The 9734-nt window shown below is 56.9% G+C and carries 6 protein-coding genes; 3 read left to right on the top strand and 3 right to left on the bottom strand.

Annotation, left to right across the window (positions count from 1 at the left end; all coding sequences use genetic code 11):
* Nucleotides 1-25: 25 nt before the first annotated feature.
* Nucleotides 26-442 (top strand): cobalamin biosynthesis protein, encoded by a 417-nt coding sequence (locus H8S59_RS24010; RefSeq protein ID WP_187523037.1) that lies wholly within the window; start codon nt 26-28, stop codon nt 440-442.
* A 37-nt stretch (nt 443-479) separates the two neighbouring features.
* Nucleotides 480-1226, top strand: coding sequence for a precorrin-4 C(11)-methyltransferase (gene cobM / locus H8S59_RS24005; RefSeq protein ID WP_187523036.1), 747 nt, complete (start codon nt 480-482; stop codon nt 1224-1226).
* Between the two features lie 270 nt (nt 1227-1496).
* Here the strand turns inward: cobM and nfuA are convergent, their stop codons facing one another.
* The 3 genes from nfuA to H8S59_RS23990 form a co-directional block, all read right to left on the bottom strand.
* Nucleotides 1497-2090, bottom strand: a complete 594-nt coding sequence (gene nfuA / locus H8S59_RS24000) for a Fe-S biogenesis protein NfuA (protein ID WP_027902653.1) — start codon at nt 2088-2090, stop codon at nt 1497-1499.
* 70 nt (nt 2091-2160) lie between these two features.
* Complete coding sequence (locus H8S59_RS23995; protein ID WP_187523035.1) at nt 2161-3186, bottom strand: acyltransferase family protein; 1026 nt, start codon at nt 3184-3186, stop codon at nt 2161-2163.
* A gap of 358 nt (nt 3187-3544) precedes the next feature.
* Nucleotides 3545-5848 carry a fatty acid cis/trans isomerase gene (locus H8S59_RS23990; protein ID WP_187523034.1) on the bottom strand — a complete coding sequence of 768 codons (2304 nt, stop codon included), beginning with the start codon at nt 5846-5848 and terminating at the stop codon, nt 3545-3547.
* Between the two features lie 165 nt (nt 5849-6013).
* On the opposite strand from H8S59_RS23990, the gene metH reads away from it, so the two are divergent.
* The gene (metH, locus tag H8S59_RS23985) at nt 6014-9721 is read left to right on the top strand and encodes a methionine synthase (protein ID WP_187523033.1); all 3708 of its coding nucleotides are present in this window, start codon (nt 6014-6016) and stop codon (nt 9719-9721) included.
* Nucleotides 9722-9734 lie beyond the last annotated feature (13 nt).

Below are 9734 nucleotides of genomic sequence, written 5' to 3'. Positions count from 1 at the left end.
AAAACATTTCAATTCAGTGAGTTATATTTTGTTTGATAACAAGCAGCCGATACTGGTGGCAGGCTTGGGTTGCCAACGCGGTTGCTCCGCAGCGGCACTGCTGGAGCTTATTGAGCACAGCCTTGAAGCGCATGATCTGCGCTTGCAAGACATCAGCGTCCTCGCCTCCATTGATCTGAAAAGCCAGGAGCCTGGGCTGCTGGAACTGGCGATTCAGCTTGATCTGCCGTTGAGTTTCTTCAACGCGGAACAGCTGGCTACTTACGAGTCGCAGCTCAGCCATCGCTCACAGATCGCCTTCGAGCACACGGGGTGTTTCGGCATCGCAGAAAGCTCAGCTCTGGCGCTGGCGAGCCAATCCGGTTCGGCCGAGCTGCTGATTCCCCGCCAAAAATCCTCGCAAGCCACTTTTGCTTTGGCCATTGCCCGGCCAATTCGCTGATAATCGCCATTTTTGCCCCTTCACATCTGGAGTCTTCATGACGGTTTTTTTCATCGGCGCAGGCCCCGGCGATCCCGAGCTGATTACGGTCAAGGGGCAACGATTGATCCGCAGTTGCCCGGTCATCATCTATGCGGGCTCGCTGGTGCCTGCTGCCGTTCTGGAAGGTCATCAGGCGGTTCAAGTGAGCAACAGTGCCGAATTGCACCTGGAGGAGATCATCGCCTTGATGAAATCTGCTCATGAACAGGGACAGGACGTCGCGCGGGTGCACTCCGGAGACCCTGGACTGTATGGCGCTATTGGCGAGCAGATTCGCCACCTGCGTGAGTTGGGCATTCCGTTCGAGATTATACCCGGCGTTACGGCTACCGCAGCCTGCGCTGCACTGCTGGAGACCGAGCTGACCCTGCCGGATATTTCCCAAACGGTAATCCTGACCCGCTACGCGGACAAGACATCTATGCCCGAAGGCGAAGCCCTGGCCGACCTGGCCCGTCACAAGGCAACCATGGCGATTCATCTGGGGGTCAACAACCTGCCGAAGATCGTCGCTGAACTGACACCCCATTACGGCGCAGATTGCCCGATTGCGGTGGTTCATCGCGCCAGTTGGCCGGATCAGGATTGGGCGGTTGGCACGCTGGCGGATATTGAAGCCAAAGTGGAAGACAAGGGTTTCCGCCGCACGGCGCTGATTCTGGTGGGCCGAGTGCTGTCCAGCGATACATTCAGCGAGTCATCGCTGTACCGTGCCGGGCATGCTCATCTGTTCAGGAAGTGAGATGACGCAGTAAGCGCGATTTCCCGTGAGAGCTGCTGTGGGGCCCGCTTTAGCCGGGAAGAGGTCAGTACATTCAAGTACATCTTATCGTCAGAAATACCGCCCTCCCGGCTAAAGCCGGTCCCACATCATCAATCAGCTTGCGGGCAAACATAGAATCTCCCACAGGGCATAAGCATTCCCCCCATAGTCGCGTGATGCTCAAGTCTTCTGATCAGGCACAAAAAACCCCGAACACGTCGGGGCTTTTGATACTGCGCAGCAAACAGCTTAGTAGTAAGCGTTTTCTTTCTGCGTGTGGTCAGTCACGTCACGTACGCCGTGCAGCTCTGGAATGCGCTCAAGCAAAGTGCGCTCGATGCCTTCCTTCAGCGTTACATCGGCCTGACCGCAACCCTGGCAACCGCCGCCGAATTGCAGAACAGCGATGTGCTGCTCCTGCTCTTCAACCACGTCGATCAACGTAACCTGACCGCCGTGGCTGGCCAAACCGGGGTTGATCTCGGTTTGCAGGTAATAGTTGATGCGCTCGTTGATCGGGCTGTCGGCATTGACCATCGGTACTTTTGCGTTAGGAGCCTTGATCGTCAACTGGCCGCCCATGCGGTCTGTGGCGTAATCCACAACGGCATCGTCCAGAAAGTTTTCGCTGAAACCATCGATCCAGGCGGTGAAGCTCTTCAGACCAATGGCCTTGTCTTCCGGTTTTTCTTCGCCGGGCTTGCAGTAGGCAATGCAGGTTTCAGCGTACTGGGTGCCAGGCTGGGTAATAAACACGCGGATGCCAATGCCCGGGGTGTTCTGCTTTTCCAGCAGATCGGCCAGGTAATCGTGGGCAGCATCGGTAATTGTAATAGCGGTCATGAAAATTCCTCGCAGACGTGCGGGCAGTTTACGCCAATCCCCAGCTTCGCACAAAGTCCTAGTATTTTTGTCAGGAAAGCGCTTGAGAAGTGTTTCTGGCCCGGCGGTCGTCCAGCCAGCCCTTCATGCGACGGTACAAGCCCTTCTCCAGCCACTCGTAACTGATCCATGCACCCAGGGCGATCACAGGCACACAAATGGCAAATACCAGATAAGGGTTGAGGTCGTAATGCTGCGAAGCAAGCCAGCCACCGTACAGCACCAATACGTGGAGCAGATAAACCGAATAGGAGCAATCGCCCAGCACTTTAAGCAGTCTGTTGCCCCGGAATACCGGCTCCATGGCGATACACGACAGCACAATCAGTGCACTTGGCAGGCCCCAATTGAGCAATCGCTGCTGATCTGCGCCCAAGTGATAAATGACCACTAACCCTGTGGCGATACCCAGCAACGGTAGCCAGAACCCTTCCTTGATCCAGCCCCGGCGATAGATGATGCCGATGCCAATGCCAAGCAAGAACTCATAAATGATGTCGTTGCCATAAAAACGGCTGATCAACCCGGAACGCGCCAAGACCTCACACACCGCAAACAGCGCTGCAGCCACGATCAATGGCCGATGACGCTGCTTGAACAGGAAGACTGTGGAGAACAATAGATAGAAGAACATCTCGTAGTTAAGCGTCCAGCCCACGTTCAGCGTGGGGTACAGCCCATAACCACCGGGATTTTCCGCGGGGATGAAAAACAGCGACAGCATGAACGTCTGCCAGTTGATCACCTGATGCGGCAGCAACGGTGCGGCAAACACCAGTAACAGGCCCATGGCTGCGGTGTAGAACCAGTACGCGGGGACAATCCGGATGATGCGGTTGAGCATGAAGCGCCTGGCTGGCATTTCACTGTTCTGAGTAGAGAGGAAGATTACCAGGCCACTGATGACGAAAAAGATATCAACCCCTACTGCACCCTTCGTCACGAAGAAGTCGCCAATCGGGCCGCTGGCGTGGAAATTGAAGAAAATCTGCATAAAGTGATGACATACAACGGCCCACGCGGCGAGTGCCCGCAGGGCTTGAACAGAAATCAACATCACAAACCTCATTGCCACTTTGAACAACAATCCAGGGCTGCAGATACATCAGCATGCACAAGGACACTCACGGGGTCGGACCGTGATAGTTCCTAAAAGGTCATGAAAAAATGAGATTTCCGGTCAGCGGTAGATGGCTGCGGGCCATGTGGAGCATGGTGTGCAGCATTCACTGATGACGTGGGACCGGCTTTAGCCGGGAAGAGGCTCGTACATGCAGTACAGCTCTATCGTTAGAAATACCGCCTTCCCGGCTAAAGCCGGTCCCACGTCGGCTTCCGGGCAAACATAGAATCTCCCACAGGAGAAATGCGATCTCATGCGGGAGCGGCTTGCCCGCGACAAGGGCGACACAAATCTACAGATTCTCGTACCGATTCATGTCCATCACCCCCGCCTCAACAGGTTCCGTCTCCTGAATATAGCGAGTCAGGTCATGGAAATACGTCCAGAACTGCGGATTGCTGCGCCGCACGCCCCAGCGTTCCACAATCTTCTCGAACTCGGTCTGATGCCTCGCCTGCTGCATAAGCTCAACAAATTCAGGCACCTCGTTGGCAGGTACGTTGAAAATGAAATTCGGATAACTCGCCAGCACGCCCGGATAAATCGTCAGCGAGTCCAGCCCGGGCTCATAGCGATGCGATTCACCCAATAAAAACGCCACGTTCGTATGCGCCCGGTTACGCAGCATGCTGTACATCATCCGTTTGCCGTTGCTGTCCTCAATTCGCAACATTGTCGCTTCAGGCAGGTAGTCGATCACTTTCAAGCCCGCCGCTGGCCGTGACGTCAAATGGCTCAAGGACTGCTCGACCTGAGCGAAACTGTCACTGATACCGGCCCGGGAACAATAAGCGCCGGAACAACGATTGATAGGATCCGGCGCAGCATTCAACGTGCCGGACCGCTCTATCAGCTTCAGGGCGAAATCGCGCTTCGGATCTTTTTCATCCAGCGGTATGCCACTCGGCGTGTCATCGTCGATGTCTTGATAATCCAGCCACATTTTCAGCTTGCCGCCGTTGCGGTACCAATCGCTCAACAGGTCATCGCGTTTGTCGGCGGGCATCAGCCGCAAAAAGTTAACCTCGGCGCCGTTACGGATCAGGTCGAAATACAGCCGCGTCTGCACCTGATGGGACACGTTGCCGTAAACGTCGAAATTCACCGCCAGTTGATAATACGTGCGCTCCAGCAGCGGGTAGTCGAACAGCCAGAAGGTCTGTGGCACGTCACCGATCAAGCCTTTATTGACCGAAGCACTGTCGAAGTGACGGAAGACTGTCAGCAGCGAGTTATCGTTACCCGCCCACAACGTGGCCCAGCCCGGCGCAGGCATGTGCGCGTAGCTGTCGCGGCGCAGATCTTCGTATTGGTTGCGTTTGTCGCGATAGGCGTGCCACAGACCAAGCACACTGCCGACATCATCGTTCTGCCCCGGCATCGCCAGCAGAGGCGTCGCCAACCCCCGATAGCGGGCATCGACGATATAACGATCATGGGCCGGATCCTGAAACGTCACCCAGAACTGGTCGCGAATCACGTCCGTTGCGATCTGCCCGCGACACACAGGCCCGCGAATAAAAGTACGGACAAAGTACTCGGCGTTATCCAGCATGAACTGATAGCGCGCGGCGGCAGGAATCGCTTCAAAGGTTTCAAACGGATTGGCACGACGGCCGGGGCCATAGCCCGGCAGCGAATCCACACGCCAGTCGTTGCCATAGAACAGCTGTTTGACCCGCGCCATCTTCTGCGGGCCCAGCGCATAGGTAATGTGCGTCTTGTGGACGATCACACCTTTGACTTGCGCAAGACGGTAATAGAAGTCACTGCCCGGATCATCGTCCGGCCTGCGGGTGGCAATCACATCGATGGGCTGGCCACTTGGAGTCCGCGAACGCACCCATTGAAAGAAATGCCCCGGCTCACCCCCTGCAAAGTAGATGTGCGCCAGGAACAGGTGCTCATAAAGCCAGCGGCCCACCAGTGCCTGAGTTGAACCGGGCTGATTGAGCAAGGTTTCCCATTCGGTAATCTGCGACAGCTCACTGATTGACGGGCTTTGCGCCTGGTCATCCACCGGAGCGCCTGCGGCGAACCAGCGTTGCAGGGTCTGGTACTCTGCGTCGCTCAACCCGGCAACGGCAAGGGGCATGCCTTCCTTGGGATGAGCCTGAGCGTAGGCATTGAACTCCCCCGGCTGAGCGCAAAGATTTTCACGATTGAGGCCCAGCACGATTTCAGGCGGGATCTTCGCGTTCGGTTCCAGCGGCGCCTTACGCCCCAGGTCCAGCATTCTGCTCATCAACGCAGCCTGGCTGCCCTGAGCGTCAAGCACCGAGTAGAAACCCTTGCTCTCCCAGGCTTTCGTCCCATTGGCATCAATGAACAAACGGGTGGGCGCTTGAGCCACGCTGCGATCGCCTTCGTAGACCGGAATCTTGCTGGCACCCCGAGCGACGCCCTCCCCGGCGCCCAGATTCAACTGGCACGGCGCATCATTGCAGGCATGACAGGCAACGCACTTCTCAGTAAGGATTGGCTGAATGTCCCGAACATAGGAAATGTTCGGCTGCACGGGCTTGTCGCCCGCCTGGACCTGAAATATGCCGTACATCGACAACACTGCGATGCTTACAACCAAGCGATACGGCATATCCAGCGTCCAGAAGGTCTGAAAAGATGAAAAAACGCAGCAATTCTACAGAGGATATCGCAGGCCAACATGAGCGATATTCATACCAAAGTCTTATCAACACCAAAACCGTTCGGGTTTGCTATCATTTCGACCTTTCTGTATCGATCTTTTCCAGGTAGCCCTATGTCTGATCGCAGCGCCCGTCTTCATGCTCTCCAGCAAGCTCTTCAGCAGAGGATCCTGATCCTCGACGGCGGCATGGGCACCATGATCCAGAGCTATCGCCTTGAGGAAGAAGACTATCGCGGCAAACGCTTTGCCGACTGGCCCAGCGACGTCAAGGGCAACAACGACCTGCTGGTGCTGACCCGCCCGGACGTGATCGGCGCTATCGAAAAGGCCTATCTGGATGCCGGTGCCGATATTCTCGAAACCAACACGTTTAACGCCACCCAGGTTTCTCAGGCCGACTACGGCATGGAAGAGATCGTTTATGAGCTGAACGTCGAAGGTGCACGACTGGCGCGTAAAGTCGCCGATGCCAAGACCCTGGAAACGCCGGACAAACCGCGTTTTGTCGCTGGCGTTCTCGGTCCCACCAGCCGCACGTGCTCGCTGTCACCGGACGTCAACAATCCTGGCTATCGCAACGTCACCTTCGATGAGCTGGTGGAAAACTACACAGAGGCGACACGCGGCCTGATCGAAGGTGGCGCAGACCTGATCCTGATCGAAACCATTTTCGATACCCTGAACGCCAAGGCCGCGATCTTTGCCGTACAAGGTGTCTTCGAAGAGATCGGCTTCGAATTGCCGATCATGATTTCCGGGACCATCACCGACGCCTCCGGCCGTACCCTGTCCGGGCAGACCACTGAAGCGTTCTGGAACTCGGTAGCCCATGCAAAACCGATCTCGGTGGGTTTGAACTGCGCGCTGGGCGCCAGTGATCTGCGACCTTATCTGCAAGAGCTGTCGAACAAGGCCAGCACCTACGTTTCTGCGCACCCTAACGCGGGCCTGCCCAACGAATTCGGCGAGTACGACGAACTGCCGAGCCAGACGGCAAAAATCATTGAGGAATTCGCCCAAAGCGGCTTCCTGAACATCGTCGGCGGTTGCTGCGGTACCACGCCGGGCCACATCAAAGCCATCGCCGAAGCCGTCGCCGGTTATGCGCCGCGACAGATTCCGGACATCCCGAAAGCCTGTCGTCTGTCCGGTCTTGAGCCGTTCACCATTGATCGCAACTCGTTGTTCGTCAACGTCGGCGAGCGGACCAACATCACCGGTTCCGCCCGTTTTGCTCGCCTGATCCGTGAAGATAACTACACCGAAGCCCTGGAAGTCGCCCTGCAGCAGGTCGAAGCCGGCGCTCAGGTGATCGACATCAACATGGACGAAGGCATGCTGGATTCGAAGAAGGCCATGGTGACCTTCCTCAATCTGATCGCCGGTGAACCGGACATCTCCCGGGTGCCGATCATGATCGACTCCTCCAAGTGGGAAGTGATCGAAGCCGGCCTCAAGTGCATCCAGGGCAAAGGCATCGTCAACTCCATCAGCATGAAGGAAAGCGTCGAGCAGTTCATTCACCACGCCAGGCTGTGCAAGCGCTACGGTGCTGCGGTTGTGGTCATGGCGTTCGATGAAGCCGGTCAGGCCGATACCGAAGCGCGCAAGAAAGAAATCTGCAAACGCTCCTACGACATTCTGGTCAATGAAGTCGGCTTTCCGCCGGAAGACATCATCTTCGACCCGAACATCTTCGCCATCGCCACCGGTATCGAAGAGCACAACAACTACGCAGTCGATTTCATCAATGCCTGTGCCTACATCCGCGATGAACTCCCCTATGCACTGACGTCGGGCGGCGTGTCCAACGTGTCGTTCTCTTTCCGGGGCAACAACCCGGTGCGCGAAGCGATTCACTCGGTGTTCTTGCTGCATGCGATCCGCAACGGCTTGAGCATGGGCATCGTCAACGCCGGGCAGCTGGAAATCTACGACCAGATCCCGGCCGAATTGCGCGACCGTGTCGAAGACGTCGTACTCAACCGCAACGCCGATGGTACCGACGCCCTGCTGGCCATTGCCGACAAGTTCAAGGGCGATGGCAGCGTCAAGGAAGCGGAAACCGAAGAGTGGCGTGGCTGGCCGGTGAACAAGCGTCTGGAACATGCGCTGGTCAAAGGCATCACGACCCACATCGTTGAAGACACCGAAGAGTCCCGTCAGTCCTTTGCTCGCCCGATCGAAGTGATCGAAGGACCGCTGATGTCCGGCATGAACATCGTCGGTGACTTGTTCGGCTCGGGGAAAATGTTCCTCCCGCAGGTGGTCAAGTCCGCCCGTGTGATGAAGCAGGCAGTGGCTCACCTGATTCCATTCATCGAGCTGGAGAAAGGCGACAAGCCGGAAGCCAAAGGCAAGATCCTCATGGCTACGGTCAAGGGCGACGTACACGACATCGGCAAGAACATCGTGGGCGTGGTGCTGGGCTGTAACGGCTACGACATCGTCGACCTGGGCGTGATGGTCCCCGCTGAGAAGATCCTGCAAGTTGCCAGGGAACAGAAGTGCGACATCATCGGGCTGTCTGGCCTGATTACTCCGTCGCTGGATGAAATGGTCCATGTTGCCCGGGAAATGCAGCGTCAGGACTTCCACCTGCCTCTGATGATCGGCGGTGCGACCACCTCCAAAGCCCACACGGCGGTGAAGATCGAACCCAAGTACAGCAACGATGCCGTGATCTACGTGACGGACGCCTCTCGTGCTGTTGGCGTCGCCACGCAACTGCTGTCCAAGGAGCTGAAACCGGCCTTCATCGAAAAGACTCGCCTCGAATATATCGAAGTGCGTGAGCGCACTTCGGCTCGAAGCGCTCGCACCGAGCGCCTGAGCTATGGCGCTGCCGTCGCCAAGAAGCCGCAGTTTGACTGGACGGCCTACAATCCGGTGAAGCCGACGTTTACCGGTGCCAAGGTGCTGGAAAATATCGATCTGGACGTGCTGGCTGAATACATCGACTGGACGCCGTTCTTCATCTCCTGGGATCTGGCAGGCAAGTACCCACGCATCCTCACTGATGAAGTGGTCGGTGAAGCAGCCACGTCATTGTTCGCCGATGCCCAGCAAATGCTGCGTAAGCTGATCGACGAAAAATTGATCAGCGCCCGCGCGGTATTCGGCTTCTGGCCGGCCAATCAGGTGAATGACGACGATCTGGAAGTCTACGGCGATGACGGCCAGCCCTTGGCGAAACTGCATCACCTGCGCCAACAGATCATCAAGACCGACGGCAAGCCGAACTTCTCGCTGGCCGACTTCGTTGCGCCTAAAGACAGCGGCATCACTGACTACGTGGGCGGCTTCATCACCACCGCGGGTATTGGCGCTGAAGAAGTGTCCAAGGCTTATCAGGATGCAGGCGATGACTACAACGCAATCATGGTCAAAGCCCTTGCCGATCGCCTCGCCGAAGCCTGCGCCGAGTGGCTGCACCAACAAGTGCGTAAGGAGCACTGGGGTTATGTCAAGGACGAGCAACTGGACAACGATGCGCTGATCAAAGAGCAATACGCGGGCATCCGCCCTGCTCCCGGTTATCCCGCCTGCCCGGATCACACCGAGAAAGGCACCTTGTTCGAACTGCTGGACCCGATGCCGGACGGCAAGCCGGGCAAAAGCGGCGTATTCCTCACCGAACACTACGCCATGTTCCCGGCAGCAGCGGTCAGCGGCTGGTACTTCGCCCACCCGCAGGCGCAGTACTTTGCCGTGGGCAAGGTCGACAAGGATCAGGTGGAAAGCTACACCGCGCGCAAAGGTCAGGATCTGAGCGTAACCGAGCGCTGGCTGGCGCCGAATCTGGGGTATGACGAGTAAGCTGAAATCCTGA

It is taken from the genome of Pseudomonas folii, assembly GCF_014357575.1.
Classification (GTDB): Bacteria; Pseudomonadota; Gammaproteobacteria; order Pseudomonadales; family Pseudomonadaceae; genus Aquipseudomonas; species Aquipseudomonas folii.
The sequence above is the reverse complement of the archived record's forward strand: the minus strand, read 5'-3'. Positions and strand labels throughout refer to the sequence as shown.

Coding starts and splice junctions, on each gene's coding strand:
- H8S59_RS23990 (WP_187523034.1), bottom strand. CDS start 5,848: ATGCCGTATCGCTTGGTTGTAAGCATCGCAGTGTTGTCGATGTACGGC.
- H8S59_RS23995 (WP_187523035.1), bottom strand. CDS start 3,186: ATGTTGATTTCTGTTCAAGCCCTGCGGGCACTCGCCGCGTGGGCCGTT.
- metH (WP_187523033.1), top strand. CDS start 6,014: ATGTCTGATCGCAGCGCCCGTCTTCATGCTCTCCAGCAAGCTCTTCAG.
- nfuA (WP_027902653.1), bottom strand. CDS start 2,090: ATGACCGCTATTACAATTACCGATGCTGCCCACGATTACCTGGCCGAT.
- cobM (WP_187523036.1), top strand. CDS start 480: ATGACGGTTTTTTTCATCGGCGCAGGCCCCGGCGATCCCGAGCTGATT.